At 71.2% G+C, this 15,464-nt stretch carries 8 protein-coding genes; 5 read left to right on the forward strand and 3 right to left on the reverse strand.

What is annotated here, in order from left to right; genetic code table 11:
- Nucleotides 1-128: 128 nt before the first annotated feature.
- The 4 genes from ACFRIC_RS06440 to ACFRIC_RS06455 all read left to right on the forward strand — a co-directional run bounded on the left by ACFRIC_RS06440 (nucleotide 129) and on the right by ACFRIC_RS06455 (nucleotide 6,142).
- Nucleotides 129-1,412, forward strand: a complete 1,284-nt coding sequence (locus tag ACFRIC_RS06440) for a family 16 glycosylhydrolase (protein WP_382780261.1) — start codon at nucleotides 129-131, stop codon at nucleotides 1,410-1,412.
- Between the two features lie 133 nt (nucleotides 1,413-1,545).
- Nucleotides 1,546-2,745, forward strand: coding sequence for a glycoside hydrolase family 64 protein (locus ACFRIC_RS06445; protein WP_382780265.1), 1,200 nt, complete (start codon nucleotides 1,546-1,548; stop codon nucleotides 2,743-2,745).
- Nucleotides 2,746-2,904: 159 nt separating this feature from the next.
- Nucleotides 2,905-5,007 (forward strand): SpoIIE family protein phosphatase, encoded by a 2,103-nt coding sequence (locus ACFRIC_RS06450; protein ID WP_382780267.1) that lies wholly within the window; start codon nucleotides 2,905-2,907, stop codon nucleotides 5,005-5,007.
- Between the two features lie 55 nt (nucleotides 5,008-5,062).
- Nucleotides 5,063-6,142 carry a YihY/virulence factor BrkB family protein gene (locus ACFRIC_RS06455; protein ID WP_382780270.1) on the forward strand — a complete coding sequence of 360 codons (1,080 nt, stop codon included), beginning with the start codon at nucleotides 5,063-5,065 and terminating at the stop codon, nucleotides 6,140-6,142.
- Between the two features lie 2 nt (nucleotides 6,143-6,144).
- Here the strand turns inward: ACFRIC_RS06455 and ACFRIC_RS06460 are convergent, their stop codons facing one another.
- Complete coding sequence (locus tag ACFRIC_RS06460; protein ID WP_382780273.1) at nucleotides 6,145-8,214, reverse strand: SpoIIE family protein phosphatase; 2,070 nt, start codon at nucleotides 8,212-8,214, stop codon at nucleotides 6,145-6,147.
- Between the two features lie 247 nt (nucleotides 8,215-8,461).
- On the opposite strand from ACFRIC_RS06460, the gene ACFRIC_RS06465 reads away from it, so the two are divergent.
- The gene (locus ACFRIC_RS06465; RefSeq protein ID WP_382780276.1) at nucleotides 8,462-10,951 is read left to right on the forward strand and encodes a SpoIIE family protein phosphatase; all 2,490 of its coding nucleotides are present in this window, start codon (nucleotides 8,462-8,464) and stop codon (nucleotides 10,949-10,951) included.
- Nucleotides 10,952-10,967: 16 nt separating this feature from the next.
- On the opposite strand, the gene ACFRIC_RS06470 is transcribed toward ACFRIC_RS06465, so the two are convergent.
- Together ACFRIC_RS06470 and ACFRIC_RS06475 are read right to left on the reverse strand one after the other, a co-directional pair.
- Complete coding sequence (locus tag ACFRIC_RS06470; protein WP_382780279.1) at nucleotides 10,968-12,686, reverse strand: SulP family inorganic anion transporter; 1,719 nt, start codon at nucleotides 12,684-12,686, stop codon at nucleotides 10,968-10,970.
- 53 nt (nucleotides 12,687-12,739) lie between these two features.
- Nucleotides 12,740-15,463 (reverse strand): cation-translocating P-type ATPase, encoded by a 2,724-nt coding sequence (locus tag ACFRIC_RS06475; RefSeq protein ID WP_382780281.1) that lies wholly within the window; start codon nucleotides 15,461-15,463, stop codon nucleotides 12,740-12,742.
- Nucleotide 15,464: the final 1 nt, after the last annotated feature.

Here is a 15,464-nt window from a genome sequence, read left to right on the forward strand (position 1 = left end):
CATCGGGGCCCACCGGTGCCGTCCACCGTCGGACGGAGAGCGCTCTCAAGCAGTGCTCCGGCTCGGCGGAAGTGGACCGGGCACGGGTGCCAACTCCCCACAGACGCACAGACAAGGGGTGCTCAGCCATGGCTGTTCATCGCGCACGCCGATGGTCCCTCGGAGGCCTGGCGCTGCTGCTCGCCACCGGGGCCGCCGGCGGTGTCCTGTTCACCACCACGGGGCCCGCCGCGAACCCGGCCCACGCCGCCGCGGCCGCGCAGACCTGGTCCGACGAGTTCGACGGAGCCGCCAGGAGCGCGCCGGACCCGTCCAAGTGGACGCTGGAGACGGGTGGTTCGGGCAACGGCAACCACGAGCTGCAGTACTACACGAAGAGCACCGACAACGCCGCCCTCGACGGGAACGGCCATCTGGTCATCACCGCGCGCAAGAACGGCGACAGCGGGCTCCAGTGCTGGAACGGGACCTGCCAGTACACCTCGGCCCGGCTCAACACCGCGAAGTCCTTCACCCAGGCCTACGGCCACTTCGAGGCCCGGACCAAGGTGCCGCGCGGACAGGGTGTGTGGCCCGCCTTCTGGATGCTGGGCGACAACCTGGGCAGCGTGGGCTGGCCCGACAGCGGCGAGATCGACGCCATGGAGAACGTCGGCAACGAACCCGGCACGGTGCACGGGACGATCCACGGCCCGGGCTACTCCGGGGCCGGCGGCATCGGGGCCGCGTACACGCTGCCGGACGGCAAGGCCTTCGCGGACGACTTCCATGTCTTCGCCGTCGACTGGAGCCCGAACGCCATCACCTGGTCCGTGGACGGGCAGAAGTACGAGACCCGCACCCCGGCCGACGTGAACGGCAAGAAGTGGGTCTACGACCACCCGTTCTTCCTCATCCTGAACTTCGCGGTGGGCGGTGACTGGCCCGGCAGCCCCACCTCCGCCACCTCGTTCCCGCAGACCATGACCGTCGACTACGTGCGGGTCACCGCCGCGGACAACGCCCCGCCGGCCACCGGCACCGGGAGCGGCACCACCGGCGCCGTCAAGGGCATCGGCGGCATGTGCGTCGACGTGGCGGGCGCCTCCGCCGCGGACGAGACCCCGATCCAGCTCCACGACTGCAACGGGGCCGACGCCCAGAAGTGGACCGTGGGCACCGACGGCACCGTACGGGCCCTGGGCAAGTGTCTCGACGTACGCGCCGCCTCCACCGACAACGGCGCCGCCGTGCAGCTCTACACCTGCAACGGCACGAAGGCGCAGCAGTGGAACCTCGGCTCCGCCGGTGATCTGACGAACACCGGCTCGGGCAAGTGCCTCGACGCCAAGGACAACTCCTCGGCCGACGGCACCCGTCTGCAGATCTGGACCTGCGCCGGAACGGCCAACCAGAAGTGGACGCTCGCCTGACCGGCCCCCATCCGGCCCGGCACCAACGACTCGCCCCCACCGGTACGGGCTCGGCCGTCCCCCGGCGTCCCTGCCCCGTCCCCATCCCCCCACCGCCTCTCCGAGGCACCGAGCACCAAGGAGCACACCTGATATGACGCCTCGTCACCAGCGGAACCTGACCCGTCGCAAGGCCCTCTTCGCCCTCGGCGGCGCCGCCGTCGCCGCACCCGCCATCGCGGCGATCGCCCCGTACGCCATGGCCGGCCAGACGGACCCCTCCACCAAGGCGGCCGCGGGCTCGCTCCCGCTGACGATCGTCAACAACAGCGGCTCGTTCGGCAACGGGTCGGTGTACGTGTACATCGTCGGCAACCAGGACGGCAAGCAGGTCCGCGTCACCCAGGACGGCACACTGGCGCCGATCTCCCTCTCGGACAACGGCGCGGACGGGTTCACCGACTACGCGCTCACGCTGGCCGCGAGCGGCGAGACCCGGATCGGCCTCCCGTTCATGTCGGGCCGCATCTACGTGTCGCTGGGCGCGAAGCTGAAGTTCAAGGCGGTCCAGGACGGCAACGGCGACGCGGCCCTCCAGTTCCCGGCCGGCTGGGTGGAATCCGACCCCAGCTTCGGGGTGCTGCACGACTGCGCGGAGTTCACCTTCAACTCCGCGGGCATGTTCTGCAACACGACCATGGTCGACATGTTCAGCGTGCCCATGAACATCCGGCTGACCGGGGCCAAGGAGCAGACCACCGGCACCATCCGCGACGGCGGACGTGCCGCGGCCTTCGCCGCGATCAAGCAGAACGAGGACTTCGCCCCCCTGGTGGTGGACGACCTGCGCATCATCGCGCCCGGCCACGGCCTGGACTCCGGCGTGTTCGCCAAGGACTACCTCGCCCCGTACATCGACGAGGTGTGGAGCACGTACACCGGCAAGGACCTGACCGTCACCACCAACGCCGGCACGTTCACGGGCCGGGTGCGCGCGGACAGGTTCACCTTCGACGGACCCGCCTCCGTCTCGTTCGCCAAGCCCTCCACCCGTGACGTCCTCTTCTGCGACGGCAACCTCGCCGCGCCCAACGACGGCACGACCGGCCCCGTGGCCGCCGTGCTCGGCGCCGGGTTCAACCGCTCCACCCTGCTCTCCGCCCCGGCACAGCCGACCACGTCCGCCGCCGACTTCTACCGGACCGAGCTCACCAACCACTACTCCAAGGCCGTTCACGCGGCCACCGAGGACGGCAAGGCCTACGGTTTCGCCTTCGACGACGTCGCCGACTTCGCCTCCTTCATCCAGGACGGCGCCCCCACGGCCATCCGCCTGACCCTGTCGCCCTTCTAGACCCTCCCGGCGCCCTGCCGGCCGGGGCGGGGCGCCGCACACGGGCGGTGAGCGCCGGTGTGCGGACGCGGGACTCCGGTCGCGCGTCACGGGTGAGCGAATATGGTGGAACTCCGACGATCCGGAATGTCCAGGTGGTCAACGGTCTACGGAAGTGTCATGGATGCATTGACGGGCGGACATGGCGAACATCGCGGATCGGGGTGGGAGCTGGACAAGGCCGTTCTCGGAGCGCTCTTCTCCGAGTCGCCCATAGGCCTCCACGTCCTGGACACACAGCTCCGGCTGGTGCGTTTCAACACCGCGGCCCGCTTCGTCAAGGCGTTCGCCCTGGACGAGGCCGTCGGCCGGCACCCGCGGGAGTGGGCCGGTGACTTCTACACCGGGTCCTACGAGGCCACGGTGCTGGAGGTGCTGGAGACCGGTGTGCCGTCTCTCGACGTGGAGGTGCGGGGCCATCTGACCCCGGGGTCGCCCGAGATCGTGCTCTCGGTCTCCTGCTTCCGCCTGGAGGACGCGACCGGCGGCGTCCTGGGAGTGGCGACGGCCGTCCTGGACATCACGGAGCGGAAGCGGGCGGCGGCCCGGCTGGCCTTCCTGGAACGGTCGAGCGGGCGCATCGGCACGACCCTGGACATCTTCCGCACCGCACAGGAATTCGCCGACGAGATGGTGCCCGCCCTGGCCGACACCGTGGTCGTCGAGGTCCTGGACTCCGTCCTGCGGGGCGAGGCCTCCGCGCCCGGCACGTTCATGGAGTTCGGGGCCCTGCGGTGCGCGGGCCGGCGTTCCGCCGCCCCGGACGCCGAGCGGCACCTTCCCTCCATCGGGGAGGCGATCGGCCTGTCCTCGGGCACGCCCCTCGACCAGTGCCTGTCCGACCTCAGACCACGCATCTTCGAGCACCTGGACCCGGGTGCCCAGTGGCTCCAGCGGGAACGGGTCCGCGGGCGCCGCCTGACCGAGGCCGGGGCGCACTCGCTGCTCGTGCTGCCACTCGCCGCCCGCGGCTCCGTGGTGGGCGTGGCGCACTGCTACCGGCACCCCACACCGCAGCCCTTCGACGAGGGCGAACTCGCGCTCGCGGCCGAGCTCGCCGACCGCGTGGCCCTGTGCCTGGACAACGCCCGGCTGTACGCCAGGGAGCGATCGGCCGCTCGTGTCCTCCAGCTCAGCCTGCGGCCGGCCAGGGTCGTCGGTCACACCGCCGTGGAGACCGCGTACAGCTACCATCCGCTCGGCGCCGGCGGAGACTGGTTCGACGTCATTCCCCTGTCCGGGGCGCGGGTGGCCCTGGTGACGGGCGACACGGCGGGGCGGGGCCTCCGGGCGGCCGCCACCATGGGCGAGGTACGGGCCGCGATCAGCGCGCTGGCCGACCTCGACCTGACCCCCGACGAGGTCCTGGAGAGACTGCACGCCCTGGTGACCCGCCTGGGTGGAGAACGGCCCCGGCCGCCGGACATCGTGACCGAGGACGAGAACCAGGACACCACCTGCCTCTACATCGTCTACAGCCCCATCACCCGCCGCTGCGCCGTCGCGAGCGCGGGCCATCCGCCCCCGGTGGTGGCGCTGCCCGACGGGACGGTCGAGTACGCCATGGTGTCCGCGGGGTCCCCGCTCGGCCGTGGCCTGGCCAAGTACGGCACGGCCGAGTTCGAGCTCCCCGAGGGCAGCCTGCTCCTGCTGTCCAACACGGCCATGCTGCGCGCCGTCTCGGACGACCCGCAGCACCAGTTGGCCCGCATCGGCGACGCGCTGCTGCCGGCCGACCGGCCGTTGCAGAAGATCTGCGACGACGTGGTCTACCAGCTCACACCGGAACAGGTGGAGAACGACGCGGTCCTGCTCCTCGCCCGCACCCGTGCCCTGGGGCCGGACCAGGTCGCCTCGTGGACCCTGCCCAACGACCCCGCGGCCGTCGCCGAGGCGCGCGCGAAGGCGGAGCGCGCGCTGACGGACTGGGGACTTGAACCGCTCGCCTTCACCGTCACCCTGGTCGTCAGTGAACTCGTCACCAACGCGGTCCGCTACTCGGACGGTCCCATCGACGTGCGGCTCATCCTCGACAGCCCGGTCGTCGTCTGCGAGGTGACCGACGACAGCAGCAGCGTGCCCCACCTGCGGCACGCCGAAGAGGTCGACGAGGGCGGCCGGGGCCTCTACCTCACCTGGCAGGTCAGCCGCCGCTGGGGGACCCGGCCCGAATCCCGCGGCAAGACGATCTGGGCGGAGGTCGCCCTGTCCGAGGAGGAATGAGCGCCCCGGCCACCCGCCCCGCCGACCCCGTCCCGTCCGGCCGACGGCCGACCGGGTGGCCCCGCGCGGGCGGCCGGACCGGACCCTGACGGCGGGCCGTGTCGGCCGCCCCGACCCCGACGGCCGTCCGTTACGCTCGCAGCGCCATACCGGGCCCGAGGATACGGAGGACAGGACGGCGGGGATCAACCGCGAGCGCCTCGTCCGGACGCTGACGTTCTGGCTGCGTCCCGCGTTCGCGCTGCGCGTCGTCAACCGGTTCCAGAAGATCGTCGGCTTCGACCGCTCGATGGCCCTGGCGTCCAGCGCGCTCACCGCGCTCATCCCGCTCACGATCCTCATCGGCACCGTACTGAGCAGCTTCTCCGACTACGACGCCGCCGACCGGATCATCAAGCGCTACGGCCTCACCGGACAGGGCGCCGAGGCGGTCAAGTCGCTCCTCGCGCCCGCCGAGGGCGCCGGCGCGAGCGTGGGTGTCTTCGGCAGCCTCTTCCTGATCATCTCCATGCTGAGCTTCTCGCGCGCCTCGCAGCGACTGTTCGAACAGGCATGGCAATTGCCTCCGCTCAGTGTCCGCAACACGAAGAACGGTCTGTGGTGGATCCTCGGGCTCGGCGGCTACGCGGCGGTCACCGGGTGGCTCCACGCGATCCTCGGGGGCAGCAGGTTCGGGCTGGTGGCTTCGGTGTGCGAGATTCCGGTGAGTGCCGCCTTCCTCGTCTGGAGCGGCTGGGACCTGTCCGCGAAACGGATCCCCTGGCGCGACCTGCTGCCGTTCGGCATCACGGCGGCTGTCCTGACCGCGCTCTACTCGGTGGGCGCGACCGTGTATCTGCCGCGCCTGTTCAACTCCTACGCCGCACGCTACGGGGCGGTGGGCGCGGTCTTCGCGATGATCTCGGCGCTCTTCGCCGCGATGTTCGTCATCGTCGCGTCGGCGGCCCTCGGACACGAGATGCGGGACGAACTCGTCCGGATCCGCGCGGGCGACCGTCCCTCCGACGACGAGGTCCGCCGCGAGTGGGACAGCGTCGTCGAACAGGCCCGGTTGCGCTGGCGCACCACCCGGGAGCAGGTCTCCACGCGCAGGCGCTCGAAGGACGCCAAGGACGCCAAGGACAAGGAGCGGTAGGGCTACTGCGCGCGGGCGATGAGCAGGGCGACGTCGTCGTGGTCGTCGGAGTTGCGCAGTCCGTACAGGAGGAGGTCGCAGATCTCCTCGAGCGGCCTGCCCGGCTCGTCGAGGAAGGAGAGCAGCACGTTCAGACGGTCGTCGATGGGATGCAGCCGGGTCTCCACGAGACCGTCCGTGTACAGGACGAGCAGATCGCCCGCCTCGAACGCGACCGTCGTGGTCTCGAACGGGACGCCGCCCACCCCGAGGGGAGCGCCCGAGGGAAGGTCCAGCAGCGCGGGGGAGGTGCCAGGGCGGACCAGAGCGGGCGGCATGTGCCCGGCGTTGGCGATGCGCACGTGCCCGCTGTGGGGGTCGTACACCGCGTAGAGACACGTGACGATGTAGTGCTCCAGATCGCAGGTGATCTTGTCGAGGTGCTGGAGCACCTCGCCGGGGTCGAGGTCGAGGTCGGCGTAGGCGCAGGTGGCGGTACGCAGCCGGCCCATGGTGGCGGCCGCGTCGATGCCGTTGCCCATGACGTCGCCCACGACCAGCGCGGTGCGGTCGCCGGCCAGCGGAATCACGTCGTACCAGTCGCCGCCGACCTCGCTCGTGGACTGGGCCGGCTGGTAGCGGGAGGCGACCTCCAGACCGGAGAGATGCGGCGGATGCTCGGGCAGCAGGCTGCGCTGGAGCGTGACGGCGGTGTTGCGCACGCTCTGGAACCAGCGCGCGTTGTCGATGGCCACGGCGGCGCGGGTGGCCAGCTCACCGGCGAGCACCACGTCGTCGTCGTCGAAGGGGAGCGGATTGCGGGTGCGCTTGAGGTCGAGGGCGCCGAGCACCTCACCGTGCGCGATCAGCGGCACCGCGAGATACGAGTGGACACCTGCCTGCGCCAGGAGGGCGGTGCCCTCGGCGTCGCGGGCGATGCGCGGCAGATCGCGTTCGCCGACGTGCCGCACGAGGACCGGTCTGCCGGTGTGCACGCACAGGGTCACCAGCCGGTCGCCGTCGTACGTCGCGAGGTCGCCCGGAGGGTCGGCGGCGCGCAGGGCCACGGTGGGGTGGGACGCCTTGAGGGCGAGCGCGCGGAAGAACTCCGGGCCGTTGTCCGGCCTGCGCCTCGGGCGGCAGGCGAGCACGGAGTCGAGAACGTCCACGGCGACCACGTCGGCCAGTTCGGGCGCCGCGATGTCGGCCAGCTCGCGGGCCGTCTGCTCCACCTCCAGGGTGGTGCCGACGCGGGTGGAGGCGCTGGCGACGAGCGCGAGCCGGCGCCGCGCGCGGTCGGCCTCGGCGGCCGCGCGATGGCGTTCGGTGACGTCGACGACCGAGGCGGCCGCGCCCAGGACGCGTCCGCCGGGATCCTCCAGCCGGTAGAAGGACAGCGACCAGGCGTGTTCGTGGTCGGGATCGGCGGGCGGGCGGCCCACGTGGTACTGGTCGAGCAGCGGGGTGCCGGTGGTCAGGACCTGGCGCAGCGCCGACTCGACCGTGTCCACGTCGGGGAACGGCAGGGTCTCCCGCAGATGCCGTCCGACGTGGTCCTCGGCGGGGATGCCGTCGATCCGTTCCAGCGCCGGGTTGACCATGAGATAGCGCAGGTCCGGGTCCATCAGGGCCAGTCCGATGGGGGACTGGTTGATGAGCTGCTCGCTCAGCGCCAGATCGGTCTCGACGCGCTGGAGCAGCGTGTGGTCGGCCGCGATGCCCAGGGCGTAGACGTCCCCGAGATCGTCCAGGAGCCGCATGTTGCGGAACTCCATGACACGGGTGCTGCCGTCCTTGTGCCGGATGGGGAACGCGCCCGCCCAACTGCGTCCCGTCGCCAGGACGTCGGCGAACAGCTCGGTGACGGCCTGCATGTGCTCGGGGTGGATGATCAGACGCGCCGCGTACTTGCCGAGGGCCTCTTCCGCCGTGTACCCGATCAGCTCCTGGGCCTGCGGGGTCCAGAACACGATGCGCCCCTCGGCGTCCAGGACCAGCGCGCCCACGTTCAGGACGTCCAGCAGGCCGGTCGGGCGGGACGGTTCGGGATCGCGGCTGTCCGCACTGTCGGACTGCGTGGACTCGGCTGTCATCCCTGGCCCTCCTCCACCGGCCGGCGCGGTGTGCCGGGCTCCGTGGCCGCCGCGGGCACCTGAGTACCCGACCTCGGCCCTTCCATGCTGCGCCCTGCCCCGGGCCTTGCCCACTCCAGGGCCTGTTTTGGCATGCCCAGGCCCGGAGGTCGAGGTGCTCCGCGGTGCCGTTCCGCGCTGATCGCCCGCCGGTCCTGCACATCGGGCGGACAAGCAGGAACATGGTCGTGTAGAGGATGAGAGCTTCATGGATTCTGCGCGGGAAGGTTCCGACGCGCCCGTGTCCGAAGGGCCGGGCGGTTCTCTCGACGCGTCCACCGACGCGGCGGCGGTGGTGTCCGGCGACGGAGTGGTGGTGGGCTGGACCAGGGGGGCCGAAGCGCTCCTCGGCCATCGGGCGGCCGAGCTGGTCGGCTCCTCGGCCGCTCGTCTGCTCGCCCTGCGGGACCCCTCGCGGGTGGCCGCGGTCGCGGAGCGCTGCCGCGGCGGAATGGGCTGGAGCGGACACATCCCGCTGCTGCACCGCGACGGCCGGCGCGTCGACGTGGACCTGCGGGTCTCCGCGTCGTTCCGCATGGGCGAGGACGAGTGCTTCCTGATCTCGGCACGGGACCGCAAGCAGCCGTGGACGGTCGGCCCGGCCTTCCTCGACGGGTTCCTGACGCACTCCCCGGTCGGCATGGCGGTGCTCGATCTGCAACTGCGCTACGTCTGGATGAACGACACCCTGGAGCACCTGGGCGGCGTCCCCCGCGAGCAGCGGCTCGGACGCCGGCTGACCGAACTGCTGCCGGGGCTCCAGGCGGAGACCATCGAGGGACTGATGCGCAAGGTCCTGGCGACCGGCGAGCCGATGGTCGACTACGAGTACCTGGGATGGAGCTGGGCCGACCCGCACCGCCGGCACGCCTATTCCACCTCGTTCTTCCCGCTGCTCGGCGTCGACAACTCCTACACCGGCGTCTGCTACATGGTCCTGGACGTCACCGACCGGTGGAACGCCCGGCAGATCCTGTCGCTGGTCAACGAAGCCGGGACCACCATCGGCGGGACCCTCGACGTCATGCGCACGGCCCAGGAGATCGCCGACTTCGCCGTTCCGCGCTTCGCGGACTTCGTCATCGTCGACCTCCTCGAATCCGTCCTCAGCACCGAGGGACACGGAGCCTGGCTGTCCGACGCCGGACCCGCGCCCGCCAAGCCGATGATGCGGCGCGCCGGCATGGCCTCGGTGCGCGAGGGATGCCCGGAGGCCGTGGCCCGGATCGGCGACCGGGCGGACTTCCTGCCGCCGCCCCACGACGTCAACCTGCTCACCAACGGGGAGCCGGTCCTCATGCAGGTCCTCGACCCGGACGACGACCTGTGGATCGCCGAGGAGCCCGAGCGGGCGGCCAGCATCCGCCGGTACGGACTGCACTCCCTCATCTCCGTGCCCATGCGGGCACGGAACACCGCCCTCGGACTCACCACGTTCCTGCGCTCGCTCAACCCCGTCTCGTTCCAGCCCGACGACGTCCTGCTGGCACGCGAGGTGGTGGCGCGCGCGGCGCTGTGCGTCGACAACGCCCGCCGCTACACCCGTGAACACACGGCCGCGGTCACCCTCCAGCGCAGTCTGCTGCCGCACGCCCTGTCCGGCGGGACGGCCCTGGAGGTGGCCTCCAGCTACCTGCCGGCGGACCCGAGCGGTGGGGTCGGCGGCGACTGGTTCGACGTCATCCCGCTGTCCGGAGGACGGATCGGCCTCGTCGTCGGTGACGTGGTCGGCCACGGCATCACCGCGGCCGCCACCATGGGCCGGCTGCGCACCGCCGTGCAGACCCTCGCCGACATGGAGCTGCCCCCCGACGAACTGCTGGCCCACCTCGACGACCTCGTGCTGCGCCTCAGCGAGGAGCGCACCCAGGAACAGCGGGCCGACCGGAGTACCTCGGAAGAGGAGTCCGACCGCAACACCACCGCCTCCTTCCTCGGCGCGACCTGCCTCTACGCCGTCTACGATCCCGTCACCAGGCGCTGCACGATGGCCAGGGCCGGACATCCGCCGCCCGTGTTCGTCGCCCCCGACGGGCGCGTCTCCTACCCCGACCTGCCCGCCGGGCCCCCGCTCGGCCTCGGCGGGATGGCCTTCGAGAGCCAGGAGGCCGAACTGGCGGAGAACAGCCTGATCGGCCTCTTCACCGACGGCCTCGTGGCGGGAGCGCACTACGACATGGAGCTCGGCATGCAGCAGCTCGGAGAGCTGCTCGCCCGGCCCGACCCCGACCTGGACGCGCTGTGCGCGGACGCCGTACGGCAGCTCGTGCCCGTACCGCAGCCCGACGACATCGCCCTGCTCCTGGCCCGCACCCACACCCTGGGGGACGACCACGTCGTCTCCTGGGAGGTGCCGGTGGACCCGGCCGCCGTCTCCGAGATGCGGGCCCGCGCCACCCGCGTGATCGAGGGATGGGGGCTCGGGGAACTGACCATGACCACCGAGCTCGTCGTGAGCGAGCTCGTCACCAACGCGATCCGCTACGCCGTACCGCCCATCCGGCTGCGGCTGCTCTGCGACACCCGCCTGACCTGCGAGGTGTCCGACGCCAGCAGCACCGCCCCGCGGCTCCGGCACGCCCGCAGCACGGACGAGGGAGGCCGGGGGCTGTTCCTGGTGGCCCAGCTCTCCCATCGCTGGGGGGCCCGGTACACGGCGGAGGGAAAGATCATCTGGGCCGAGCAGGAGATCCCCTGAGGATCACGGACCCACCTCAGTCCAGGTCACCGCACCAGGCACGGTAGGCGGCCACCGCCGTGGGCAGGGTGGGGAAGATCCGGTCCTCGCCGACGGAGGCGCTCAGCCCGTACGCGTCCAGGTCGTCGCGCAGATCCTGCTTGACCCGGGCCATCGCGAACTCGATGCCCCGCCCCCCGAGTTCCCGGCGCAGCTCGTCCAGCGAGTCCAGGGCCGTGATGTCCACCTCGACATTGGCCTCCGCGTTCAGGACGAACCACCTGACCGGCAGCTCCTGTTCGGCCACCGCGTCCAGGGCGCTGCGCCGGAAGTCCTCCGCGTTGGCGAAGAACAGCGGGGAGTCGTAGCGGTAGACCAGCAGACCGGGGATCACCCGCGCGTCGGGGTAGTCGTCGACGTCGTGCATGCCCGCTAGTCCCGGCACGAGACCCTGGACCGCGTCGTGCGGGCGCGCCACCCTGCTCAGCAGTTCCACGACCGACAGACCCACGGCCACCAGCACCCCGTAGAGGATGTCGAGGGCGAGGACGCCCACGAGACAGCCGAGGGCCAGCAGGAGTTCCCGGAGCCGGAAGGACGCCAGCCGCCGGAAGCCGGCCAGGTCGATCATCCGGATCGCGGCGTAGACGACCAGCGCGCCGAGGACGGCCTTGGGGGTGTCGGTGAGCAGGGGACTCAGGAACAGCAGGACGGCCAGCACGGACACCCCGGCCGTGAGCCCGTACGCCTGGGTGTGCGCGCCCCCGGACTGCGCGAGGGCCGTACGGCTGGCGCTGCTGCTCACCGGGAACCCCTGGAGGGCGCCCGCGCCGAGGTTCGCGGCGCCCAGGGCCAGCAGCTCCTGGTTCGCGTCCATCGCCGTACCGCCGTCCTCGGTCGTGAAGGCGCGCGCCGTGAGGATGAAGTCGGTGTAGCCGACGAGCAGGACGCCGACCGCGGGCAGCAGGAGCTGGGGCAGCGTGTCGAGAGGAGGGAAGGCCGGGTGGGGCAGCCCGGCGGGGATCTTCCCGATCACCGCGAGACCGTGGTCCTGGAGGTCGAAGGCCGCGGACACCGCGGTGCCCGCGACCAGGACCAGCAGCGGCCCGGGGACACGCCAGCGGAGACGCGTGGCCAGATACAGGACGACGAGCGTCGCGGCGCTGAAGACCACCGTGGCGGGATGGATCTCGTCGAGGTTGCCGAAGAAGGAGGCCAGTTTCGGGAAGAACCCCGAACCGTCCGTCGGCACACCGGTGAGCTTCGTGAGCTGATCCACCATCATGATCAGCGCCACGCCCGCCAGATACCCGATCAGTACGGGCCGGGAGAGCAGGTCGGCCACGAAGCCCAGCCGCGCCGCCCAGGCCACCACACACATCAGCCCCACGGCGACGGCGAGCGCCGAGGCCAGCACCGCGTAGCGCTCCGGATCGCCGCCGGCGAGCGGCCCCACGACCGTGGCGGTCATCAGCGCCGTCGTCGACTCGGGCCCCACCGACAGCAGCCGGGACGAACCCAGCAGCGCGTACATCACGATGGCGGGCAGGATCGCCCACAGACCCACGACGGGCGGCAGCCCCGCGACACTGGCGTACGCCATCACCTGCGGCACCAGATAGGCCGCCACCGTCACTCCGGCCAGCAGGTCTCCGCGCAGCCAGCTCCGCCGGTAGTGCCGGAGCACCGGGAGACCGGGCAGCACCGGAACAGGGGGGCGCCACCCTCCGCTCGGGGTGCCGTGGTGCTTCGACACGGGCCAGTCCTTCGGATCGCGCCGGCGGTTTCATGGACAAGGGCCCGCGTGGTTCAGTCGGCGCGCCGCGCCCTTCGGGCCAGGAGCTTACCCACCTCCCACACGACGAGGAGGGCCACGGCGGACAGCAGCGCCCAGCCGAACTGCCGCAGGTCGATCTCGGTGGTGCCCAGGATGCGGCGGAACCCGTCCATCTGTGTCACCGCGACCGCGAGGACGAACTGCGCGAGCGCCGTCCAGTTCATCTGCTTGCTGTCGAAGGTGCTCGGGGTCAGGATCGATTCCGTCTCGCTGCGGCATTCGAACGCGGCCACGATCAGACAGAGCGCGAACGCCGTGAACGCGATGGAACTGCCGATCTCGACACTGTCGTACCGGGATTCGCCCAGCTTGATCAGCCCGAGCAGGATCAGCGTGATCGCCAGACCGCTGAGACCGACGGTCACCATCACCGGCCGGGTCAGCACCGACTCGCCCCGAGGACGCGGTCTGCGCCGCATGAGCCCCGCGCTCTCCTTGTCGAAGCCGAGCGCGAAGCCGAACGAGGCGTTGACCACGAAGTGGATCCACAGCACCTGCGGCGGGGTGAAGGGCTCCCCGGCCGCGATGTTGAAGATGGTCGCCCCGAGGAAGGTCAGGACGAACGTGACGAGCAACAGGAGCACGAAACGGATGTACTTGGTGAGGTTGTCGTAGAGCTTGCGGCCCTGTTCCACCGCGTAGACGATCGTCGTGAAGTTGTCGTCGGACAGGATCATCCGCGCCGCGTTCTTCGCCACGTCCGTGCCGCTGCCCATGGCGATGCCGATGTCGGCGGCCTTGATGGCGGGGGCGTCGTTGACACCGTCGCCGGTCATCGCGACGACGGCACCCTTCTTCTTGAGCGTGTCCGCGAGCATCACCTTGTGCTCGGGCGCGACCCGTCCCACCACACCGATGCCGTCGATACGCGCCAGCCGCTCGCTCTCGGGCAGCGCGGCGAAGTCGGCGCCGAGGACGGCCTCGCCGGGAATGCCGAGCTGCCGGGCGATGGCGGCACCCGTGGTGACGTCGTCCCCGGTCACCATGCGGACCCGGATGTGAGCCGCCTGGGCGCTGGCCACGGCGGCCTTGGACTCCTCACGCGGCGGGTCGACCATCCCGACCAGACTCGTCATGCGCAGTCCGGTGACGTAACCCAGCAGGTCCCCGTCCGGATCGAAGTCGGCCGGGTCGAGATCCCGGGTGGCCGCCGCCATCACCCGGCGCCCCTCCCCGCCCATGCGCTCGCCCTGTTCGTCGGCGCGTCGGCTGAGCTCCGCGTCCCACGGGACGGTCGCCCCACCCGACAGCGCGCTCGTCGCGCGGGCCTGCACCGCCGGGGCCGCGCCCTTGACGAAGCAGCGCACCACCGGGCGCCCGGACGGGTCGACAGCGGAGTTGAAGGTGGCCATCAGCTTGTAGCCGGGGTCGAAGGGCAGGGTGGCGAGCCGGGGCAGCCGTTCCCGGGTGGCCTCGATGTCCAGCCCGGCCTTGTGGGCCAGCACCAGGAAGGCGCCCTCGGTGGGATCGCCCACGACCTCGCCGTCCACCAGCTTGCCGTCGTTCGCCACGAGGTACGGCAGGATCGCCTCCTCGATGCCGGCGGAGGTTCCCGCGGCGTGGTGGATCCGCCCTTCGAGTCCGTAGCCCGTGCCCGAGACGGTGTAGCGGTCGGTGGGTGTCACCACCTCCACCGCCGTCATCTGGTTCATGGTCAGGGTGCCGGTCTTGTCCGAGTTGATCGCCGACGTGAACGCCAGGGTCTCGACGGACGGCAGCTCCTTCACGATCGCGTTGCGCTTCGCCAGACTGAGGCTGCCGACGGACAGGATCGCCTGGGTCACCGTGGGCAGGGCCTCGGGGATGGCGGCGATGGCCAGCGAGACCGCGCTGACGAACAGGGCGTCCCACGCCTGGTCGCGGCGGTAACCGAGCGCGAACATCACGATCATGGTCAGGCCCGCGGCGGCCGTGATCCACAGCGTCAGCGTGTCCAGCTCCTTGGTGAGCGGCGCCTCCTCCCTCTCGGTCGCCGACAGCATCTCCGAGATCTTTCCGAGCTCGGTGCCCTCACCCGTGCCGGTCACGATCACGAGACCGCTGCCGTGGGTGACCGGAGTGTGCATGAAGGCCATGTTCGACTGATCGCCCGGCCCCAGCAGGACCTTCGGCAGGGTCGTGGCGTCCTTCGACGCGGGGACGCTCTCACCGGTGAGGGCCGACTCGTCGATCTGCAGCGCGTGGGCCTCGATGATCCGCCCGTCCGCCGGCACCTGGTCCCCGGCGGAGATGTGCAGGACATCGCCGACGACCACCTGCTCCGCCGGGATCTCCGACTCGCTCCCGTCACGCCTCACCCGGGCGGTCGCCGTGAGCATGGACTGGAGCGCGTTCATCGCACTCTCGGCCTTCCCCTCCTGCCGCAGGCCCACGACCGCGTTCAGCAGGGTCAGCAGCACGAGCAGGATCGCGGTGCTCCACTCGGCGATCGCCAGCGAGACGATCGCGGCCACCAGGAGGACGACCTGCATGTAGCTGCGGTACTGGTCGACGAACCGCCGCCACGCCGGCTTCTGCTTCTCCTCGGGCAGCGTGTTCGGCCCGTTCTCGGCCAGCAGTTCCGCGACCCGGGCCGCGGTGAGTCCGGAGGCGGGGTCGACGTCGAAGGCCGACGCGACGTCCTGTGGCTCACGCGCGTACCAGAGCTCCGGAGCAACACGCTCCGGAGCCTTCGGGCCGTTCGACTGCATCGCCATC

Origin of the sequence: Streptomyces sp. NPDC056738 (genome assembly GCF_042790435.1) — a bacterium.
Lineage (GTDB): Bacteria > Actinomycetota > Actinomycetes > Streptomycetales > Streptomycetaceae > Streptomyces.